This is a genomic window from Flavonifractor sp. (genome assembly GCF_019422385.1).
GTDB lineage: Bacteria > Bacillota > Clostridia > Oscillospirales > Oscillospiraceae > Flavonifractor > Flavonifractor avistercoris.
Genome location: NZ_JAHZDL010000046.1, coordinates 1 through 19690 on the forward strand (window position 1 = coordinate 1; position 19690 = coordinate 19690).

General features: G+C 67.5%; 20 protein-coding genes. 8 read left to right on the top strand and 12 right to left on the bottom strand.

Annotated elements, in window-relative coordinates:
- Together recJ and QZ378_RS07505 are read right to left on the bottom strand one after the other, a co-directional pair.
- A partial coding sequence (gene recJ / locus QZ378_RS07500) for a single-stranded-DNA-specific exonuclease RecJ (protein WP_291257836.1) occupies positions 1–1653 on the bottom strand: 1653 nt, incomplete at its 3' end.
- Positions 1654–1747: 94 nt separating this feature from the next.
- Positions 1748–2794: a M42 family metallopeptidase gene (locus QZ378_RS07505; RefSeq protein ID WP_291257837.1), complete on the bottom strand. Its 1047-nt coding sequence runs from the start codon at positions 2792–2794 to the stop codon at positions 1748–1750.
- A 244-nt stretch (positions 2795–3038) separates the two neighbouring features.
- Here QZ378_RS07505 and ybaK point away from each other — a divergent pair, with 244 nt between their 5' ends.
- From ybaK to QZ378_RS07535, 6 genes are all read left to right on the top strand, one after another.
- Positions 3039–3515 (top strand): Cys-tRNA(Pro) deacylase, encoded by a 477-nt coding sequence (gene ybaK / locus QZ378_RS07510; RefSeq protein WP_191380262.1) that lies wholly within the window; start codon positions 3039–3041, stop codon positions 3513–3515.
- 75 nt (positions 3516–3590) lie between these two features.
- Positions 3591–4448: a DUF4358 domain-containing protein gene (locus tag QZ378_RS07515; protein WP_291257838.1), complete on the top strand. Its 858-nt coding sequence runs from the start codon at positions 3591–3593 to the stop codon at positions 4446–4448.
- Between the two features lie 111 nt (positions 4449–4559).
- The gene (locus QZ378_RS07520; RefSeq protein ID WP_291257839.1) at positions 4560–5840 is read left to right on the top strand and encodes a putative DNA modification/repair radical SAM protein; all 1281 of its coding nucleotides are present in this window, start codon (positions 4560–4562) and stop codon (positions 5838–5840) included.
- Positions 5837–6613: a TIGR03915 family putative DNA repair protein gene (locus QZ378_RS07525; protein ID WP_291257840.1), complete on the top strand. Its 777-nt coding sequence runs from the start codon at positions 5837–5839 to the stop codon at positions 6611–6613. Before QZ378_RS07520 ends, QZ378_RS07525 begins: the two co-directional genes overlap by 4 nt.
- Positions 6610–6936, top strand: a complete 327-nt coding sequence (locus tag QZ378_RS07530) for a TIGR04076 family protein (RefSeq protein ID WP_087240208.1) — start codon at positions 6610–6612, stop codon at positions 6934–6936. Before QZ378_RS07525 ends, QZ378_RS07530 begins: the two co-directional genes overlap by 4 nt.
- Before the next feature lie 68 nt (positions 6937–7004).
- The gene (locus tag QZ378_RS07535; protein ID WP_291257841.1) at positions 7005–7472 is read left to right on the top strand and encodes a GNAT family N-acetyltransferase; all 468 of its coding nucleotides are present in this window, start codon (positions 7005–7007) and stop codon (positions 7470–7472) included.
- A gap of 268 nt (positions 7473–7740) precedes the next feature.
- Here the strand turns inward: QZ378_RS07535 and QZ378_RS07540 are convergent, their stop codons facing one another.
- The 7 genes from QZ378_RS07540 to QZ378_RS07570 all read right to left on the bottom strand — a co-directional run bounded on the left by QZ378_RS07540 (position 7741) and on the right by QZ378_RS07570 (position 15139).
- The gene (locus QZ378_RS07540) at positions 7741–9240 is read right to left on the bottom strand and encodes a M15 family metallopeptidase (protein ID WP_191528892.1); all 1500 of its coding nucleotides are present in this window, start codon (positions 9238–9240) and stop codon (positions 7741–7743) included.
- 50 nt (positions 9241–9290) lie between these two features.
- On the bottom strand, positions 9291–10934 hold the full coding sequence (locus QZ378_RS07545) for an S-layer homology domain-containing protein (RefSeq protein ID WP_291257842.1): 1644 nt from the start codon (positions 10932–10934) through the stop codon (positions 9291–9293).
- Between the two features lie 208 nt (positions 10935–11142).
- Positions 11143–11670 carry a nitroreductase gene (locus QZ378_RS07550; RefSeq protein WP_191380268.1) on the bottom strand — a complete coding sequence of 176 codons (528 nt, stop codon included), beginning with the start codon at positions 11668–11670 and terminating at the stop codon, positions 11143–11145.
- 91 nt (positions 11671–11761) lie between these two features.
- A complete protein-coding gene (locus QZ378_RS07555; protein WP_291257843.1) occupies positions 11762–12343 on the bottom strand; it encodes an ATP-binding cassette domain-containing protein in 582 nt (193 codons plus the stop codon).
- Positions 12340–13140, bottom strand: a complete 801-nt coding sequence (locus tag QZ378_RS07560; protein ID WP_291257844.1) for an ABC transporter permease — start codon at positions 13138–13140, stop codon at positions 12340–12342. The genes QZ378_RS07555 and QZ378_RS07560 overlap by 4 nt, the downstream gene beginning before the upstream one ends.
- Positions 13141–13378: 238 nt before the next feature.
- Positions 13379–14458 carry an ABC transporter substrate-binding protein gene (locus QZ378_RS07565; RefSeq protein ID WP_291257845.1) on the bottom strand — a complete coding sequence of 360 codons (1080 nt, stop codon included), beginning with the start codon at positions 14456–14458 and terminating at the stop codon, positions 13379–13381.
- Between the two features lie 21 nt (positions 14459–14479).
- Entirely contained in the window at positions 14480–15139 is a 660-nt protein-coding gene (locus QZ378_RS07570) for a Crp/Fnr family transcriptional regulator (RefSeq protein ID WP_291257846.1), read from the bottom strand.
- Between the two features lie 157 nt (positions 15140–15296).
- Here QZ378_RS07570 and QZ378_RS07575 point away from each other — a divergent pair, with 157 nt between their 5' ends.
- Both QZ378_RS07575 and QZ378_RS07580 read left to right on the top strand, forming a co-directional pair.
- Positions 15297–15587 (top strand): hypothetical protein, encoded by a 291-nt coding sequence (locus tag QZ378_RS07575; RefSeq protein WP_191528886.1) that lies wholly within the window; start codon positions 15297–15299, stop codon positions 15585–15587.
- A 123-nt stretch (positions 15588–15710) separates the two neighbouring features.
- The gene (locus QZ378_RS07580; RefSeq protein ID WP_291257847.1) at positions 15711–16808 is read left to right on the top strand and encodes an LCP family protein; all 1098 of its coding nucleotides are present in this window, start codon (positions 15711–15713) and stop codon (positions 16806–16808) included.
- Positions 16809–16871: 63 nt separating this feature from the next.
- Here the strand turns inward: QZ378_RS07580 and QZ378_RS07585 are convergent, their stop codons facing one another.
- The 3 genes from QZ378_RS07585 to QZ378_RS07595 form a co-directional block, all read right to left on the bottom strand.
- Positions 16872–17930 carry an NAD(P)-dependent alcohol dehydrogenase gene (locus QZ378_RS07585; protein WP_191380273.1) on the bottom strand — a complete coding sequence of 353 codons (1059 nt, stop codon included), beginning with the start codon at positions 17928–17930 and terminating at the stop codon, positions 16872–16874.
- A gap of 202 nt (positions 17931–18132) precedes the next feature.
- A complete protein-coding gene (locus QZ378_RS07590; RefSeq protein WP_291257848.1) occupies positions 18133–19080 on the bottom strand; it encodes a hypothetical protein in 948 nt (315 codons plus the stop codon).
- Entirely contained in the window at positions 19052–19543 is a 492-nt protein-coding gene (locus QZ378_RS07595) for a sigma-70 family RNA polymerase sigma factor (protein WP_087240183.1), read from the bottom strand. Before QZ378_RS07595 ends, QZ378_RS07590 begins: the two co-directional genes overlap by 29 nt.
- Between the last annotated feature and the right edge of the window lie 147 nt (positions 19544–19690).

A 19690-nucleotide genomic window follows, 5' to 3' on the forward strand; every position in this document is an offset into this window, starting at 1 on the left:
CCACCCCCGGTACTCGTTGATCTGGGGGGTGAAGGCCACGTCCACCCGGTCGCCCACCTCCACACCCGCCTCCGCCGCGGTGGCGGAGAAGAAGATGGCGTCCAGGGAGCGGCCCCCGGCGGACAGCTTCAGCTTCAGGTGCCGGCCGCCCCCCACCCCGCTCATGGCGGAGATGAGGCAGCCCGACAGGGAGAACACCGGCTTGGGGTTGCCGGCGCCGTAGGGCTCCAGGAGATCCAGCCCCTCCACCCCCTCCAGGGTGAGCAGGCCGGGGTCGTCCAGCTCCCCGTCCACGTCCAGCACGGAGACCATCTCCCGCCCGCCGGTGGCGGCGCTGACATAGTCGTTCATGGCGGCGGCAAAGGCGGGGATGTTCTCCTCTTTGATGGTGAAGCCCGCCGCCAGGGCGTGGCCGCCGAAGCCCTCCAGCAGGGGGGCGCAGTGCTCCAGCGCGGCGAACAGGTTGAACCCGGCGAAGGAGCGGCAGGAGCCCTTCCCCTTCCCGTCCTGCAGGCAGATCATGAAGGCGGGGCAGACGTACCTCTCCGCCAGGCGGGAGGCCACGATGCCCACCACCCCCTGGTGCCAGTGCTCGCCGGCGAGCACCAGGGCGTGCCGCCGCGACTGCGGCAGGGCGTCCGCACGCTCCAGACACTGGGCGTAGATCTCAGCCTCAATGGCCTGCCGCTCCCGGTTGAGGGTGCACAGCTGGCGGGCCAGCTCCTCCCCCCGGACGGGATCCCCCGTGAGGAGCAGCTCGCCGGCCAGGGCGGCGCAGCCCATCCGGCCGGAGGCGTTGATGCGGGGGGCCAGGGTGTACCCCACCGACGTGGAGGTCAGGGGCTTCTCCTCCAGCCCCGCCTCGCGGAGCAGGGCCTTCAGGCCGGGCCGCCGGGTGCGGCGCAGCTCCGCCAGCCCCAGGCGCACGATGGTGCGGTTCTCCCCCGTCAGGCTCATCACGTCGGCCACCGTGCCGATGGCCGCCAGATCGGCGTATTTCCGCAGCAGCTCCTCCCGCCGCTCCGGCCCGCCCAGGGCCAGCACCAGCTTGAGGGCCACTCCCACCCCGGCCAGGCACTTGAAGGGGTAGGGGCAGTCGGGCCGCCGGGGATCCACCACCGCCAGGGCGGCGGGCAGGGCCTCCTTGCACTCGTGGTGGTCGGTGATCACCACGTCCACCCCCAGGGCGGCGGCATAGGCGGCCTCCTCCACGGCGGTGATGCCGCAGTCCACCGTGATGATCAGCCCCACCCCCTGGGCGTGGAGGGCGGCCACCGCCTCCCGGTTGAGGCCGTAGCCCTCCTCCATCCGGTCGGGGATGTAGGGCACCACCTCGCCCCCCTCCGAGCGGAGGAAGTCGGTGAGCAGGCAGGTGGCGGTGATGCCGTCCACGTCGTAGTCGCCGTAGACCGCGATCTGCTCCCACCGCTCCAGGGCCCTCCGCACCCGGGCAGCCGCCGTATCCATGTCCTTCATCAGACGGGGCTCCAGCAGCTGGCCCCGCCCGGCATCCAGGAAGGAGCGGGCCTTCTCCACCGTGTCCAGCCCCCGGGCGCACAGGGTCAGGGCCGCCAGGGGCGGCACCCCCGCCCGCTCCATGGAGCGCCGGGCGGCGGGGTCGCAGGCGGCCGTGCGCCACTCCTGATATTTCATCGCTCCGCCCGCCCCCTTTCGGATATCTCAAAATTACCCTTAATTATATCAAAACTTTGCTCCTGTGACAAGAGGCGGGGCGCGGTGCGCTCCCCTACGCCAGCTCCAGATAGAGGGCCGTCAGCTCCATGGCGGCCTTCAGCCCGTCGTAGTGGGTGCGCTCCATGCCGTGGGAGGCGTGGACGCCGGGGCCGATCAGGGCGCCCCGGGCGTCCATCCCGGCCTCCCAGGCCGCCGCCACGTCGGAGCCGTAGTGGGGGTAGATGTCCACGGCGTAGTCCACCCCGTTGGCCTTTGCCAGCTCCACCAGCCGGGTCACCATGCCGTAGTCATAGGGGCCGTTGTTGTCCTTGGCGCAGATGGACACCTGGTACTCGGTGCAGTTCAGATCGTCCCCCACGCAGCCCATGTCCACCGCCAGCAGCTCGTCCACCACCGGCAGGGTGGCGCCGCCGTGGCCCACCTCCTCGTGGACGGTGAAGCACACCTCGGTGTCGTACCGGGGGCGCAGGCCGTTGAAGTGCATCAGCCGCAGCAGGGTCAGCAGGCAGGCGGCGCTGCCCTTGTCGTCGATGAAGCGGGACTTGAGGAAGCCGCTCTCCGTCACCTCCGTCTTGGGGTCGATGCACACGAAGTCGCCGGCGCAGATGCCCAGGGCCTCCACATCCTCCCGGGTGCGCACCTTCTCGTCGATGCGCACCGCCAGGTTCTTCTCGTCCCGGGGGCGGGTGAGCACGTCGTCAAACACGTGGGCCGCCGGGGAGAGGGACAGAATGGTGCCGGTGTATACCTTCCCCTCCCGGGTGCGGATGCGGCAGTACTCCCCATCCAGGGTGGGCAGGATGGGCCCGCCGATTCTGGTGGTCATCAGCATGCCGTCGGCGGTGATGGAGCGCACCATCAGCCCCAGGGTGTCGATGTGGGCGCACAGGCCGAGCTTCTTCCCCTTCTCCCGGCCGGGCACCGACACGATCACGCTGCCCTTGTTGGTGCGGCGGGTGGGGTAGCTGTGATCCCGGGCGATCTGCTCCACCTCCCGGGCCGCCTGTTCGGTGTAGCCGCTGGGGCTGTCGATGGCCAGCAGCCGCTGGGCGATGTTAAAGAGCTGCCCCCGCCCCTCGTCGATATTCAGATTCAGCATTTGCATCCGCTCCTCTTTTGTAGTATGATCAGCTTGCCCCAGAGGGCCAAAGCCCTTTGGGACAAGCTGCCGGACTTTCTGAACCCTTTTCTGCGGGTTCAGAAAGTCGTTTGATTGCACGCGAAAGAAAACCCTGACGGTTTTCTTTCACACGATCTTTCCCTCCGAACCCTGCGGCTTGGAGGGGTTTTCGACAAACCAGCCTACGATATATCTTATACCAGATCACGGGAGCGATGCAACCATGGCGGAGGAAAAAACCAACGTAATGCGGATTTTAGACCAGAAAAAGGTGGCCTACACCCCCCACCACTACGCCCACCCCGACGGGGCGGTGGACGGGGTGAGCGTGGCCGCCCTCATTGACCGGGATCCCTCCTGCGTGTGCAAGACCCTGGTGACCCAGGGGGCCAGCAAAAAATACTACGTGTTCGTCATCCCCGTGGGAAGGGAACTGGATCTCAAGGCGGCGGCCCGGGCGGCGGGGGAGAAGTCCATCGAGATGCTCAAACAGGCCCAGCTGCTCCCCCTCACCGGCTACGTCCACGGGGGCTGCTCCCCGGTGGGGATGAAGAAGCAGTTTCCCACCGTGCTGGACGAGAGCGTGGAGGGCCTGGACACCATCGTGGTCAGCGCCGGAAAGATCGGCGCCCAGGTGGAGCTCGCCCCGGCGGCCCTGTGCGGCCTGATCCGGGGGAAATTCGCCCCGGTGGCAAAATAATTGAAAAAAACGGGATCTTTTTCCGGGCCGCGCCGTCTAAGAGCCTGCTTACCCCAACACAGAAGGAGAATGGAAATGAAAAAAATCGGTACCCTTGCCCTGACGCTGGCCCTGGCCGGCTCCCTGACCGCCCCCGCCCTGGCGGCGGAGGAGACCGCCGTGCCCATCTCCGCCGACACCGGTTACGGCACCGCCCTGGTGCTCAACGGCGAGACCCTGGATCTCACCGGCATCCCCGGCGTGGAGGGCGGCACCCTGCTCCCCCTGCGCCTGCTGGCCGAGGCCGACCACGGCTCCGCCTACTGGGACGAGGAGAACAACGAGAGCTGGTTCTACTTCGGCGACAACCGGATTGTGGTCAGCTTCTCCGACAACAGCGTCACCGTCAACGACGCCCCCGTGGAGGTGGACGGCGTGGCCGTGGTGGGCGGCGTCACCTTTGTCTCCGCCGACGTGTTTGACGGCTGGGAGGGCTACACGGTGAACCTGAACCCCGAGCTGGACGTGAACCGCATCGACATCACCACCCCCAACAACGACCCCATGGTGAAGGCCGCCTACCAGATCATGGAGGACAGCGGCATGGCCTACGCCATGCGCACCGAGGGCAGCGAGGCCGAGCAGGCCTTCCAGCTGCCCGAGGGCTCCTTTGAGCAGCTCATCGCCTTCACCTCCATGAACACCACCCCCGACACCCTGGTGATCGGCAAGCTGGCCGAGGGCGCCGACGAGGAGGCCGTGAAGGCCGCCCTGGATGCCCACCGCCAGGCCCAGCACGACACCTTCTCCTGGTATCTGTCCCAGAACCTGCCCAAGGTGGAGGACGCCCGGATCCTGGTGGAGAACGGCTACGCCTTCTACCTGATCGCCGAGGACGCCGACGCCGGCGAGGCGGCCTTCCACGCCTATGTGGAGGCCCAGACCCAGGCCTGAGCGCCAGAGCGCACCGCGCCCGATCCCGCCGGGGATCGGGCGCGTTTTTTGCCCTTGACCAGAACGTATGTTCGAGTTATAATGGAGAAAAACGGGAGGGGGGAAAGCGGCGTGGAGCTGCTGGACAAGCTGACCATCCTGGCCGACGCGGCCAAGTACGACGCGGCCTGCACCTCCAGCGGGCTGGATCGCTCCGCCCGGCCCGGCGGGCTGGGCAGCACCATGGCCGCCGGCTGCTGCCACACCTTCTCCGCCGACGGCCGGTGCGTCACCCTGCTGAAGGTGCTGCTGACCAATCGCTGCGCCTACGACTGCGCCTACTGCGTCAACCGCCGCTCCAACGACCTGCCGAGGGCGGCCTTCACCCCCCGGGAGCTGGCGGAGCTCACCATCGCCTTCTACCGGCGCAACTACATCGAGGGGCTGTTCCTCTCCTCCGCCGTGTGGGGCGGCCCCGACCGCACCACCGAGGCCATGATCGAGACCCTCCGGCTCCTGCGGGAGGAGTACGGCTTCTATGGCTACATCCACGCCAAGGCCATCCCCGGGGCCGATCCCCTCCTCACCCGGCGGCTGGGGCTGCTGGCCGACCGGCTGAGCGTCAACATCGAGCTGCCCAGCGAGGAGAGCCTCAGCCGCCTGTGTCCCGACAAGGAAAAGGGGGCCATCCTGGCCCCCATGGCCCAGATCCGGGACGGCATCCGGGAGAGCCGCGGCGAGCTGGCAAAATACCGCCACGCCCCCCGGTTTGCCCCGGCGGGCCAGTCCACCCAGATGATCATCGGAGCCACGCCGGAGAGCGACAGGCATATCCTCACCCTCACCCAGGCCCTCTACGACAAGTACCAGCTCAAGCGGGTGTTCTACTCGGCCTACATGCCGGTGTCGGACAGCGCCCTCCTCCCCGCCCGGGCGGATTTCAAGCCGCCCCTGCTGCGGGAGCACCGGCTGTACCAGGCGGACTGGCTGCTGCGGTTCTACCACTTCCGGGCGGAGGAGCTGCTGGACGACACGGCGCCCAACTTCGACCCCAGGGTGGATCCCAAGTGCTCCTGGGCCCTGCGCCACCTGGACTTCTTCCCGGTGGAGGTCAACCGGGCCGACTACGAGACCCTGCTGCGGGTGCCCGGCATCGGGGTGCGCTCCGCACGGCGCATCCTCACCGCCCGGCGGGTGGGCCCCCTCACCTTCTCCGGCCTGAAAACCCTGGGGGTGGTGCTCAAGCGGGCCCAGTACTTTCTCACCTGCTCGGGGAAGATGCTGGAGGGCCTGCGGGTGAACCCGGACGGGGTGCTCCGCCACCTGGTGGCCCTGGAGAGGCCCGCCCTGGCGGGGGCGGAGCCGGAGCAGCTGTCCCTCTTTGCTCCGGCGGGACAGGAGGGGACGGCATGAGCTGGACACAGGTCTCCTATGTGTACGACGGCAGCTTCGCCGGGTTTCTCACCTGCGTGTTTGACAGCTACGCCGGCCGGGAGGAGCCCATGAGCTTCTCCACCCCGGAGGACGGGCGGCTCACCCTGTGGCCGGAGCGGCACATCGGGACAGACCAGGCCAAGGCCCGGCGGGTATACCAGTCCCTGGACAAAAAGCTGGGGGCGGAGGGGAAGCGGCTGGTGGTGCAGGGTTTTCTCACCTGCCTGGAGGAGAAGGAGCTCCACCTGTGGCGCTTCCTGCGGCTGGGCTACCAGCTGGGGCCCGGGTTCACCCGGGGCCTGGCAGACGAGCGGGTGGCCGTGGTGTGGAAGGCCGTCCAGCACCTGACCGGGGAGGCCCACCTGCTCAAGGGCTTCACCCGCTTCTCCGAGCTTGACGGGGTGCTGGTGGGGGAGATTGAACCCAAGAACCGGGTGCTCCCCCTGCTGCGGCCCCACTTCTGCGCCCGCTACCCCGGCGAGAACTTCGTCCTCCACGACCGCACCCACCGGGAGGTTCTGCTCCACCGGCCGGGGAACTGGGCCATCGTGCCGGCGGAGGACTTCTCCCCCGGCGCGCCGGGGGAGGCGGAGCGGCAATACCGCCGGCTGTGGCGGCGGTTCTACGACACCATCACCATCGCCGAGCGCTACAACCCCAGGTGCCGCATGACCCAGATGCCCAAGCGGTACTGGGGCACCATGACGGAATTTCAGAGAGAAGAAGCGGAGAGAAAGGAGCTCACGCCATGAAAAAGGTCAGGATTACCGTGCTGCGCAAGGGGTTCTACCCCGATCTGATCCGGGCGCATCTGTCCGAGCCGCCGGAGGAGTGCGTCTGTGATTTCTTTCAGGAGGGGGATACATTTTTCTATACCGGCGGGGCGGAGATGCCGGCGGGCTTCTGCCCCTGGGCCTGGATCGACATCTACCGCTCTGTGTCCGCCCTCTCCTGCGGCGCCACCTACACACCCTGGCAAAAGCAGGACGGCGCCAGTGTGGTATGCTGTACCGACGGCCTGCGGCCTGTCACCTTCCTGCTGGAGGCCGAAGAGCAGTCTGCGTCGGCGCCTTGACGGGGGCGCGGGGACGGGCTTATAATCAGGGTGATCCCAAAGGCAAATACAGGCTGGAGGTTTTCAACATGGACGAGCTGCAAATTCTCAATCTGGCGGACGCGCCGGAGCACACCGAGCAGGTCTCCCGCTGGCTGTGGGAGGAGTGGGCCAGGGCCGACGGCTACACCCTGGAGGAGATCATCTTCCGCACCCGCCACTCCATGCTGCGGGACACGGTGCCCCAGCAGCTGGTGGCCCTCTGGAACGGGCAGGCGGCGGGGACGGTGGCCCTGTGGCGCAACGACTGCAAGACCCGGCAGGATCTCTCCCCCTGGATGGCGGTGCTGTACGTGGATCCCGCGTTCCGCAGCCGGCACATCGGGCAGGCGCTTCAGCGCGCCAGCATCGAGGCGGCCCGGGCGCTGGGCCGCTATGACTGGCTCTACCTGATCACCGAGTTGGAGGACTACTACGAAAAGACCGGCTGGGAGTTTGTGGGAGACGCCCCGGTGGGCCACGGCCACACGGAGAAGATCTACCGCTATCCCCTGTGACTGTCAAAAAAGCGGCCAGGCCGCTTTTTTGAAAAGATTGCGGCCCACTGCGCGCAAGGTTTGCCCCCTATAAGTGGCCAAACCTCACACTTGTGGGCCGAGAAGTGTTTTCAGCCACGCACATGTCGCGTCTGAAAACGGATTTGACTTCATTCGCGCCTGCGGGCGCGAACTCTGCGAGGCTTTCCTTCGGGGAGGGTCTTTCGACACGCTGGGGGCTGATTCCAGATGGAATCAGCCCCCACTTTTTTCGGCCGCCGGGGCGGCCTTACTCGCCCAGATAGGAGAAGTGCATATAGTCGTGGTAGCCCTCGGAGTCGTCACTGCTGTAGGCCCAGGCGTCGCCGCCCCAGCTCCAGCCGTGCTCGGCGAAGATGCGCACCACGGAGGAGTCGGGAGAGATGGAGTAGGGGTTGGTCTCCGGCTCCCAGCAGCTGCCGGCCAGCACCTGGCCGTCGCGGATCTGGTAGTTCTCGTTGGCGTTGATGTCGATGGCGGTGCCGCAGTTGTGCTCGCCGGTGGCGGTGTCCCCCCGCCAGGAGTAGCCGCCCACGTCGTGGATGGGGAACTGCTCCGGGTCGTTGTAGATCTCGGTGAAGATCTCCACCACGTCCTGGGCGATGGCGCTGTGGACGGAGAGACTCATGGTGGAGGCCGCCTTTTGGCCGTTCACCAGCTTCCACACCGGGATGATTACTGTGGTCATGGAGGCCTCCGCCTCGGCCCGGTTGGCGAACCGCCGTTTGTTCTGGTCGCCGAAGAGGAGCAGGCACTTGCGGGGGTTTTCCCCCTGGTAGGTCAGCCAGAAGTCCTGGAGATAGTAGTCATCCCAGGTAGCGGTGCCCTGCTCCACCTGGTCCCAGAACTGCTCCTCCTGGATCTCCTGGGCGCTCATGGGCTCGTAGTAGAGAGTGTAGGTGTCGCAGGCGGAGCTGACGCGGGATGCGGTCTGGCTGCCGTAGTCATAGTTGTAGTAGCCCACATCCAGCTCATAGGCCACAGTGATCAGCTGGGTGTCGATGGGCAGCTCCACCTGCTGGTCGGGCAGGATGGCCGCACCGGTGGCGGAGTCCACCACCCGGAGGGTGACGTATTTCTCCTGGCCGGCCAGGCTTTCATCCACCTGTTCCAGCACCCGGAGGATCAAAACGGCACCGTCGGCCCGCTGGAGGCTGTCGGCGTAGCCGAAGGAGCCGTCGGCCTTACCGGTGATCACGGACTGTCCGGCCAGGGCGGCCACCGCGTCCTGATGGAGCTCGTCCATCTGCTGCCAGTCGGTAAAGGCAGTGGGATCCACGGGCTGCCTGGTCTCCCAGCTCCAGCTCCAGGAGTAGAAGTCATCGTCCTCCTCGGGCAGGGCATTTGCCAGCACCACGGCAGCGTCCTGCCGGGTCACGGGCTGCCCCAAGCTGTCAGGGGATACGGGCAGGCCGTCCCGCTCCCGCAGCAGGCGGGCCTCCACTGCGGCGGTGTAGCCCGCCTGGTCCCAGGCATCCCCATCCGCCACGGCGTCATCGTACGCGTCGGGGGCAAAGGTGCGGGCCGTCATGGCCAGAAACTGGCCCCAGCTCAGGGTGCCGGTGGGGTTGATGGCCCCGCCGCCGGTGCCCTGGAGGATGCCCAGGCCGGCGGCCTCGGTCAGATCCTCATAGGCCCAGTGGTTGGTGGGCAGGTCGGTGAAGCCCGCCGCACGGGCGGGGACGGCGGCCAGGGGCAGGGCCAGCAGGCCGGTGAGCAGCAGGGCGCCCACTCTCTGTTTCAGGTGCATGATCTGGTTTCTCTCCTTCATCTCTGATTTTGAAATCTCTCTCTGAGGTGCTACACGCGGGGGGTCAGGCCGGCCAGGCGGCACAGGATGGCTGCCGTCTCGGCCCGGGTGATGTTGTTCTCTCCGTTGAAGTTTCCGCTCTGGTCCCCCTGGGTGATGCCCGCCTGATACCAGCGGTTCACCACCTCCTGATAGGGGGAGTCCGGCCCCACGTCAGGGGCGGCGGCATCGCCGTGGATGGCGGTCTTTTCGCTGTCCGGCACCGCCCGGTCCAGCAGCTCCACCATCTGGAACCGGGTGGCCGGCTGCTCCAGAATGCCGGAGGGCACCTCCATGGTGGTAAACAGACCCTCATCCACGCAGTAGGTATAGGCGCCCAGGTACCACGCGCCGGGGCGCTGGGGCACCGTCTCCCCCTGCCGCTCGGCGTGGAGCCGGGCCGCCAGGGTGACCACCTCGGCCACGCTCAGGGTCTGGTCGGGGCTGAACCGGGTCTGGGCGGTGCCGGTCATCAGCCCGGCCTGGGCGGCCTCCCGGGCATACTGGGCGTACCAGGCGGAGGCGGGCACGTCGGCAAAGCTGGTCTCCGTCCCGGGCTCCGGTTCCGGCTCGGGGGTGGGTTCCGGGGTGGGCTCCGGCTCCGACTGGGCGGCGTCAAAGAACGCCACCTGGTAGGCGAAGTCGGTCACCGCGCCGCCGCCGATGGTGCGCAGGCCGTCGATCTCCACGGTGTACACGCCCTCGTAGCGGTCTACCCCGCTGGGCCGGAAGATGATGCAGTTGCTGACGCCGTAGCCCCCGGTGTCCACGTTGAAGTAGTCGCCGCTGGTGTTCCGGGTGCCGCTGTCCAAGGTCCAGGTACGGCCGTCGCTCTCCCGGGTCAGGGTGACGGTGACATCGGACAGGGAGGGGGTCTGATACGTCTGGGGGTTGAGGGTCACGCTCCAGGCGCAGCTGCCGCCGAAGAGGGTGGTGCCGCCCTCCTGGGCGGGGAAGTCGCCGGAGGCGGGCCAGGCGATAAAGTCATAGTCGCAGCCCGCGCCGCTGCGGTCAAAGACCTTTTCCGCCACATAGGCGCCGTACCGGGACGCGCCGGAGTAGGCGTAGCCAAAGCCGATCCTGCCCATGTCGGGGTTGAGCTGCCACCGGCGGTGGCCCAGCCGGTCGATGTTGCCGGCGTCGCTGTCGTCCATAAAGGCGTCCACCGAGCCGGTGAGGCTCCGCCCGGCGCAGATGTTGCTGGAGCCGGTGGCCTCCGAAGCCGTCTGGTAGAAGCTTCCGTCCATGTCGGCGGGCTGGGCGGGGCTGTGGGAGAAGTCCGACGCCGCCAGCAGCACCGCGCCGTACTGGGCGTTCTCGCTCAGGGCGCTGTCCAGGGCCACGTCGGGCACGCCGGCGATGCGCCGCAGGGCGTTGAGCCGGTCCACCGCCGCCTGCAGGGCCTGGTCGGTCACCCGACCCGCCCGGTAGGGGGCGGTGACGGAGGGCTCCTCCTCAAACAGCTGGCCGGGCAGCTCCAGGGAGTTGTCCGCCAGCAGGGCGGCGATCTCCTGCCGGGAGAGCTTGTCCATGTCCAGGCTGCCGCTCTGCCGGTAGCCGCCGCCGGACGCGGACGCCGCGGGGATCAGGGTAAGCGTCAGGGCCGCTGTGCAGGCCAGGGCGCCCAGACGCCGCCAGGGGTGCGGGTACTTCATGGTGAATTCCTCCTTACGCTCTGTCGCTTCCGGCTGGGGCACCGGCGGGGGACTGGTGGAGGGCTTCCGCCGGTTGGTTCCCATACCGAAGGAATCTTGCCCTTAGTTTAGCACCCTCTCTCCGGATTTTCAACGCGGTTCGACCCATTTCCGGAAAAAAAGAGACGGCGCCGCAGCCTGCGGCGCCGTCCTGTTGACAGTGGGGGAGTTACTTCACCCGGTAGATATAGTCGGCCTTGCGGGGGGCGGGCTCCGGCCTGGCGTCGGCCCGGTAGCCCAGGATGCAGTGGCCGATGCCCTCGTAGGCGCCCTCGATGCCCCACTGCTTCAGCAGAGCCCTGCCCTCGTCGCTCTCAAACTCCTCCCGGGCCCGGTGGATCCAGCAGGAACCCAGGCCCGCCGCCTCGGCGGCGTTGAGCAGGTTGTCCATGACGCAGCTGCCGTCATACACCCGGTTGGGGTTGTCCAGCCCGGCCAGGACGACCAGCACCGTGGGGGCCCCGTAGAAGGGGTCGGCCTCCGGATTGCCCATGATGTCGGCGTTCATCCTCCGGAGCTGCGCGATGGTCTCCGGCTTCTGTACCGCCACGATAATGGGGGACTGCCTGCCGTTGGCGGTGGGGGCGTAGGTGCCCGCCTCCAGCACCGCGTCCAGCTCGGCGTCGGTGATCTGCTCCGGCTTGTAGCTGCGGCAGCTGCGCCGCTCCTTCAATAGCTTGAGTGCTTCCGTGTTCATGCTGTGCCCTTCCTTTCGCTGCGGCGGAATGGCCGCCAGGATTTTCCTTTATGATAGCACAAAAGGGAGAAAAGGGAAATCCCTGTTTTTGTCAGGGGCCTGTCACCCGCAGGGGCGGGCCGTCCAGGGGGATCACCCGGTCGCACAGGGCCAGGATCTCCGCCTCGTGGCTGGAGAGCACCACCGGCACCCCCAGCGCCCGCACCCGGGCGAGGATGCGCTCCGCCCGCCCGGCGTCCACGCCGGTGAAGGGCTCGTCCAGCAGGTAGAGCCCCCCGCCGCAGGCCAGGGCCCGGGCCAGGGCCAGCCGCCGGCCCATGCCGCCGGAGAGCTGCCCTGGGCAGGACTTCTCCTCCCCCTCCAGCTCCGCCAGCTCCAGCCAGCGGGGGGCCTCCCCCCGGCGGGCGCGGGGGAGCACATCGGTGATGTGCTGCTCCACCGTGCGCCAGGGCAGCAGGCGGTTCTCCTGGAACAGGAGCGTGGGCCGCTCCGGCACGGACACCGTGCCGCCCTCCACAGGCTGGAGACCCGCCAGCACCCGCAGCAGGGTGGTCTTGCCACAGCCGGAGGGGCCGGACAGGGCGGTGATCCCCTCCGCCGGCAGCTCCAGGGAGAAGCGGTTCAGCACCGCCTTCTCCCCAAAACAGACGGTAATATTCCGCGCGGATATCACGCCTTCCGCCCCCTTCCCAGCCGCCGGAGGGCGGTCCCCAGGGCCACCTCCAGCAGGAAGCTCAGGGCGATGACCACCACCGTCCAGGCGAACACGTCGGGGGTCTCCAGGGTGATCTTGGCCCGGTAGAGCCGGGTGCCGATGGCCAGCCGGGGCTGGCACAGCACCTCGGCGGCCACCCCGGCCTTCCAGGCCAGGCCCAGGGCGGTGGCACAGCCGCTGGCGAAGTAGGGCAGCACCGACGGCACATACACCAGCCGGAGGGTCTTTCCCCGGCCGAAGCGGTAGGCCCGGGCGGCCTCCAGCAGCAGGGGGTCGGTCTCCCCGATGCCGCGGCCCACGTTGCCCCATACCACCGGCAGCACCATGAGGGCGGAGACGATGGCGGGCACGGAGCTGGTGGTGGGGGCCCACAGCAGCACCAGCACAATGAAGGAGGCCACGGGGATGGCCCGGATCACCTTCACCGCCGGGCCCAGCAGCCAGTCCGCCCAGGGGAGGGCGGCGGTGAGCACCGCGATTGCCGTCCCGGCAACGGCCCCCAGGGCGAAGCCGCCGAAGATGCGGCCCAGGCTGACGGCGGCGGCCTGCCAGAAGGCGGGCTCCCCCATGAGGGCGGCCAGCCGCTGTGCCACCAGCGTGGGGGCGGGCAGCAGCAGGTAGCCCCGCCCCGGCTGGTACACCGTGTCCACCCAGACGGCCGCAAGCTGCCATACCCCCAGCCAGAAGGCCAGGGGTATGACAACGCGGAGGATTTTCCTCGTCGTTAGATTACGGGATGTATCAGAATCTCGCACCACAAAAGCCTCGCAGAGTTCGCCGGCCTGGCCGGCGAAGAGATTTCAATCCGTTTTTCCCGGCGACACAAGGTGAATTGCCCCGCAGGGGCAAGAGAGGGCCCCCTGGGGGTGTGCGTCGGGAAAAACACTTCTCAGCCCGCAAGTGTGGGGCTTGGCCACCGTATGTGGCCAAGCCCTGCATGCAGCGGGCTGCAAGATCTCTCAAAAAAGCGGCAGGCCGCTTTGTTGAGATGGATTACGGGATGTAGTAGAAGTCCTCACCGGGGATCGCTCCTCCGATCGAAGTGGGGTCGGCGTCAAAGAGCACCTGGTAGTAGTCGGCAATGCCCTTCATGTCCTCGCCGGTGACGCACACCATGTTGGCCTGGGGGATGGCGGCCTGGGCCACCGCCGCCTTGGGGACGATGCCGTACTGCTCGATGAGGGCGGCGGCCTCCTCCGGGCTGCTGTTCACGTAGTCGATGGAGGCGGCGTACTCGGCCAGGATCCCGGGCACCAGCTCGCTGTTGTCCTCCAGCCACTCGGTGCGGGCCACCAGGCAGCCCATGGTGAAGGTGCCCTGGGCGCCGGATTCCGTCCAGGCGTCGTTGAGGTCGATGGCGTCCCGCACGTCGCTGTTCTGCATCATGACGGTGGTGGCGGCGGGCACGGGCAGCATGCACAGGTCGATGTCGCCGGAGGCCATGCGGGTGGTGAGCTCCTCACTGGCCAGCCACTGGATGTCCACATCGGCGGCGGGATCCAGGCCGTTTGCCTCCAGCAGGTAGTTGAGGACGTACTCGGGGTTGGAGCCCTGGCCGGTGGCGTAGAGGGTGCGGCCCTCCAGATCCGCCAGGCTGTTCACCGTGTCGCCGTTCTCCAGGATGTGGAGCACCCCCAGGGTGTTGAGGGCCAGCAGCTTTATGCCGCCGTCGGTGCGGTTGTAGAGGGTGGCGGCCAGGTTGGTGGGGATGGCGGCGATGTCCAGCTCCCCATTGGTCAGCCTGGGCACGATGTCGTTGGCGGGGTCGGAGCCCAGGGTCACCTCATAGTGCTCCAAGACGCCGTTGGACGGGTCGTAGGTGCCGTCCTCGATCTGGGCGTAGGCCGCGTCGCTGTCAGAGATCATCTTGGCGGCGCCCATGCCGGTGGGGCCGCTGAGCAGGCCCAGATGGACGGTCTGATAGGGGACGGCGGTCTCAGCGGGCGGGGTCTCCGCTGCAGGCGCGGTGCTCTCCGGCACGGGGGTGTCCTCCGCCGGGGCCTGGGTGGAGCAGGCGGCCAGGCCGGCCGTCAGGGCCAGGCTCAGGGTCAGTGCAAGCAGCTTGCGTGTCATAGTTTCCTCTTCCTTTCTGTTCTAACAGGATTCCAGGGCGGCGGGATCCGGTATGCGGAACCGCTTCCCCGCCCGGCGCACCGCGCCCCGCGCCTCCAGGGCGTCCAGCGCCCGGTAGAGGGAGGCCCGGCTCACCCCCAGCCGCTGGGCCAGGCCGGTGGCAGAGCAGTCCAGCTCCGCCCACTCCCCGTCCAGGCGGGAGAGCAGGTACTGGGCCACCTTCCGCTCGGCGCTGCCGGCGGTGAGGGCGTCGATCTTGCCACTGAGAAACCGGATGCGCTCGGACAGGTAGGCCACATAGCTGCGGCACACCTCCGGGAAGCGGCCCATCAGCTCCTCCACCAGCGCCTGGGGCAGCAGGAGCACCCGGCAGGGGGTGCGGGCGGTGAGGGTGGTGGCGTAGTCCGGCCGGTCGTTGAACAGGGCGGCGGCGCCGAACAGCTCCCCCGGCCCCAGCACGCTCATGATCAGGGGGCCCTTGTTCACCTGGATGCGCCCCTCCAGCACCACCCCCAGGCTGCGCTGGAAGTGGCGGGGGTCGTAGAGCACCTCGCCCCGGGCCGCCCGCCGCCGGAAGGCGCGGGGGTCGGTGCGGGCCAGCTCCACCGCCTCCCGGGGGGCGCCCCGGAACAGGAAGGTGCCCGCCAGCAGGGTGCGCTCCGTGCTCTCCCGGCTGTCCATGGCCGCTGTCACCTCCGATTTTTGTCTCAAATGGTACAGTTAGTGTACCACGTTCTGGTAAAATGTCAAGGGCCGGTTTGCTCCAATTCCGCCCCGGCGGGGCGCAGACGGGGCGCCCGGGGCATAGGATGGGGCAAAACGGAAGGAGGGATACGCCATGGCAGCGTGTCAAGAGCAGCGGGCCCAGGCGGCGGCCCAGGCCATTCTCGCCCAGGGGCGGCAGCTGGCCCTGGAGCGGCTGGGGGGCGCCCGCGCCCCGGAGGAGGAGCCCATGAAGCGCCACCCCCACCCCATCCCCTGTCCGGCGGACTGCCCGTCCCCGCCGGGGGCGGAGGCGCTGGACAGGGTGCTGGAGGAGCTGGCCTGTCAGAACCAGCTGCTGCTGGAGCTGCTGTCGGCGGTGAACGGCCTCACCGCCGCGGTGCTCAGCATTCAGGGCCGGCTGTAGCCTGGGAGATCTTACATAAATGTGAAGGTTGCAAACTCCCCCTTGCCAGATGCCGTCCGATTTTGTATACTAGTGGGTGCTTGTTGACATAATTTTACCGAAGAGAGAAGGGGGCGCACGCCCGTGGCCCAACGCCGCCGTGTTCCGAGCCGCCAAGAACCCACCCGCCGGGAGCCGCCCAGCCGGCTCCGGAAAAAACCCTGCGTCTCCCCCGCCCGCCGGGCGTGGAAGATTTTTTACCGTATCCTGGTGGCCCTGTCCGCGGTCATTGTGGTGCTCTTCTGCGCCTACCGCCTGGCCGCCAAAAAGCCGGAGCAGGCCCAGGAGCCGGAGCCGCCCGCCCAGGAGAACCCGTCGGGCAGCCTCTCCCCCGAGCAGTCCGCCGACCCGGGGCGGCAGCGGCGCGAGGGCACCTACACCTTCCTGCTGGCGGCCAGCGACCAGTCCAGCGGCAACGCCGACACCATCATGGTGGCCGCCTACGACACCGAGGCGCAGACCGTGGGCATTGTCTCGGTCCCCCGGGACACCCTGCTGGAGGGCGGGAAGATCAACTCGGTGTACCACAAGGGGCCGGAGGCCCTGGCCGAGACGGTCACCGACCTGCTGGGCGTGCCCATCGACTACTACGTCACCGTGGACGTGGAGGGCTTTGTGGCCCTGGTGGATGAGCTGGGGGGCATCGATTTCGACGTGCCGGTGCGCATGTCCTACGACGACCCCACCCAGGATCTCCACATCCACTACGAGGCGGGGATGCAGCACCTGGACGGGGAGGATGTGCTCAAGGTGGCCCGGTGCCGCAACAACTCCGACGGCCCCGGCTCCTACCCCGACAACGTCTATCTGGCCTATCCCGACGGGGACATCGGCCGCACCCGCACCCAGCAGCAGCTCATCTCCGCCATTCTGAAAAAGGCCCTGTCCAACCCCCAGAAGCTCAACGCCTATGTGGAGCTGTTCCTGGAGTACGTGGACACCGATCTGGAGTTCGGCGAGGTACTGTGGTTCGCCCAGCCCGCCCTGGGCCTGGACTTCTCCTCCGGCTTCTCCAGCGCCACTCTGGAGGGGGAGAACGTGTACTACGTGGACAGCAGCGGCTACCGCTGGGGCTCCTGCTACCAGCTGGATCCGGAGGCCGCCCTGGAGACGGTGAACAGCCTCATCAACCCCTTTGACGAGCCCATGACCGCCGACGATCTGAACATCTTCCAGAAGTGAAGCGAAGCAATGAGCGCCCCGCCCCGGCGTGATGCCGGGGCGGGGCGGTTTCGCGCTGCGGGCTCAGAGAATGACCACGGGCTTGATGAGGTCGCGGGGCTTGTCCTTCATGAGCATGAGGGCCTCCTCCATGTGCTCAAAGCCGTTGAAGCGGTGGGTGAGCATCTTTCCGGGATCCAGCCGCCTGGTGGACAGCAGGGCGGCCAGCTTCTCCATGCGGCGGCGGCCGCCGGGCATCAGGCCGCCGGCGATGACCTTGTGGCCCATGCCGCAGCCCCACTCCACCCGGGGAATGCGCACATAGTCGCCGGAGCCCAGGTAGTTGACGTTGCCGATGCGCCCGCCGGGCTTGAGCATGGTGATGGCCTGCACGAAGGTGTTCTCCGTGTCGCCGCCGGCCACCACCACCCTGTCCACGCCCTTGCCGTGGGTGAGGGCCATGATCTGCTCCACAATGTCGCCCTCTCTGTAGTTGATGATGTCGGTGGCGCCGTACTCCCGGGCCAGGGCGGCGCAGTCGGGGCGGGAGCCCACGGCGTACAGGTGGGCGGCGCCCCGCAGGGCCGCGCCCGCCACCGCCATCAGGCCCACCGGGCCGATGCCGATGACGCACACGTCGTCGCCGAACTGCACGTCGGCCAGCTCCACGCCGTGAAAGCCGGTGGGCACCATGTCGCTGAGCATCACCGCCGCGGCCATGTCGATGTCGGGGGGCAGCAGGGCCAGGTTGGCGTCGGCCTCGTTGACGTGGAACAGCTCGCCGAACACGCCGTCCTTGAAGTTGGAGAACTTCCACCCCGCCAGCATGCCGCCGGAGTGCATGGAGTAGCCGGCCTGGGACTCCAGCGCGCCCCAGTCGGGGGTGATGGCGGGGACGATGACCCGGTCGCCGGGCTTGAAGTCCTTCACCAGCGCGCCCACCTCCACCACCTCGCCCACGGCCTCGTGGCCGAGGATCATGTCGTGGCGGTCGCCGATGGCGCCCTCCCAGACCGTGTGCACGTCCGAGGTGCAGGGGGACACGGCCAGGGGCTTCACCAGCGCGTCCAGCGGGCCGCAGGCGGGGGCGTCCTTCTCAATCCAGCCGGTCTTTCCGATCCCGAGCATTGCAAATCCTTTCATGGCTCCGTCACGTCCTTTCTGTATTTCTGAACTGTCTGGTTCAGTTGTGCACATAACCTATCATACTTAAACTGAAAAGTCAATATAAAAATTGAAATTATATGTTAAATTTTTATACTGCTAGTATGAAGCAGGGAAAGGCAGTACAGAGCCCCCGGCGGATCAGACCGCCGGGGGCTCTGTTTTGAGAATAAAAACACGGTCAGCGGGACAGATTGGCCTCGATATAGCTGGTGAGCCAGGCGCTGTCTTCCGGGGCGTCGGTGGAGCAAGTCCAGGTTCCGTCCGCCTCCACAACAAACTCCGCGGTGTGGGGCTCCGTCGCCGTGCCGCCCACCAGAATCACGTGGGTGCTCCCGTCGACACCCTCGTCGGTACGGACATAGGCCTCACTCTCGCTGAACCGGCCGGTGATGTCCGTCGTTTCGCCGCCCACCGTCAGCAAAACTTTACCGTCCTCCACCGCGAGCTGGGGATCCAGCCAGATTAGGCCGCTGCTGGAATCCTGCTCCACGGGCTCGCCGCCGCTGGGGGCGGGGATGCCGTGCTCTGCCTCATAGGCGGCCCGCCAGGCGGGGTAGGCCGGGGACTCCGGGGGCAGATAGCCCGTACTGGCGGTGTAGCCGCCCCCCTCGTCATAGAGATATTCGAAAAGCCCGAAGCTCTCCAGCGTGCCGCCCACCACGATGTCGTGGGTAAGGCCGCCCTCATCTACATAGGAGTAGACATAGGGCTCGGTCTCGGAAAATTGCCCGGTGATGTCCAGCTCCTCCCCGGTCTCCGTGGTGAACCATGCTCGGTCGTTCCGAACCTCCACAGGATAGGACTCATCCAAACTGGTGCCAGAGACGGTGGAGTATTCGGTGCCATCCTCGTTGACGCCGTACTCGATGGTGGCGCCGGTGTGGAAAGTGATGCGGCTGAGGACGCCGGAGGCGGCCAGGGCCCCCGCGGTGAGGGCGGCGGCCACAACGGCGGCGGTGATGAGAATGCGGATGGGGCGTCTGAGCTTGGTGGTCATAGCAGTTACCTCCGATTTTGGTTGGGAACAGCGGGAGGCCAGAGCGGAGCGCTGGGCCTCCACCTGCTCCGGGGGGGCATAGGTCTGGGCCAGGGCCTGCTCAAAGGTTTTTTGATACAGCTTCTTCATAGCCGAGTTCCTCCAGCTTCTTCCTCAGTTGTCGTTTGGCCCGGTAGAGCCGGGCGGAGAGGGCCGGGGCCGTGGTGCCGAACTGCCGCGCCAGCTCGGCCGCGGAGAACCCCTCGTAATAGCGCAGGTGGAGCAGGGCCCGGTATTCCGGCTCCAGCTCCCCCAGGGCGGCGAAGAGGCCGGCCTCCTCCGGCTCCTGGAAGCTGAGCCGCTCCAGGGCGGTATCGTCCTCCTCCCGCCGCTTTTTCCAGGGGGAGGCGAGCAGATCCCGGCAGCGGTTTACCGTCACCTTTGCCAGCCAGGGCCGCTCCTTTCCCGGGGCGGGGGGCTTTTCCAGCAGGGTGAGGAACACCTCCTGGCAGATGTCCTCCGCGTCCTGGGGGGAGCGGGTATAGCTGAGAGCCAGGCCGTACACCATGGAGCGGTATCGGTCGAACAGGGGGAGAAATTCCGCTTCGGTCATCCCGGCGCCTCCTTTCGTCGTTTGTGGCCACACTGATCAGACGGTCCGGCGGGGGCGGATCTGACGGCAAAACAGGAATTTTTCGGGAAAACTGTAGGTTTGTCAAACATATTGGACAGTGAATTCGTTCGGAGAAAGCCAACTAAG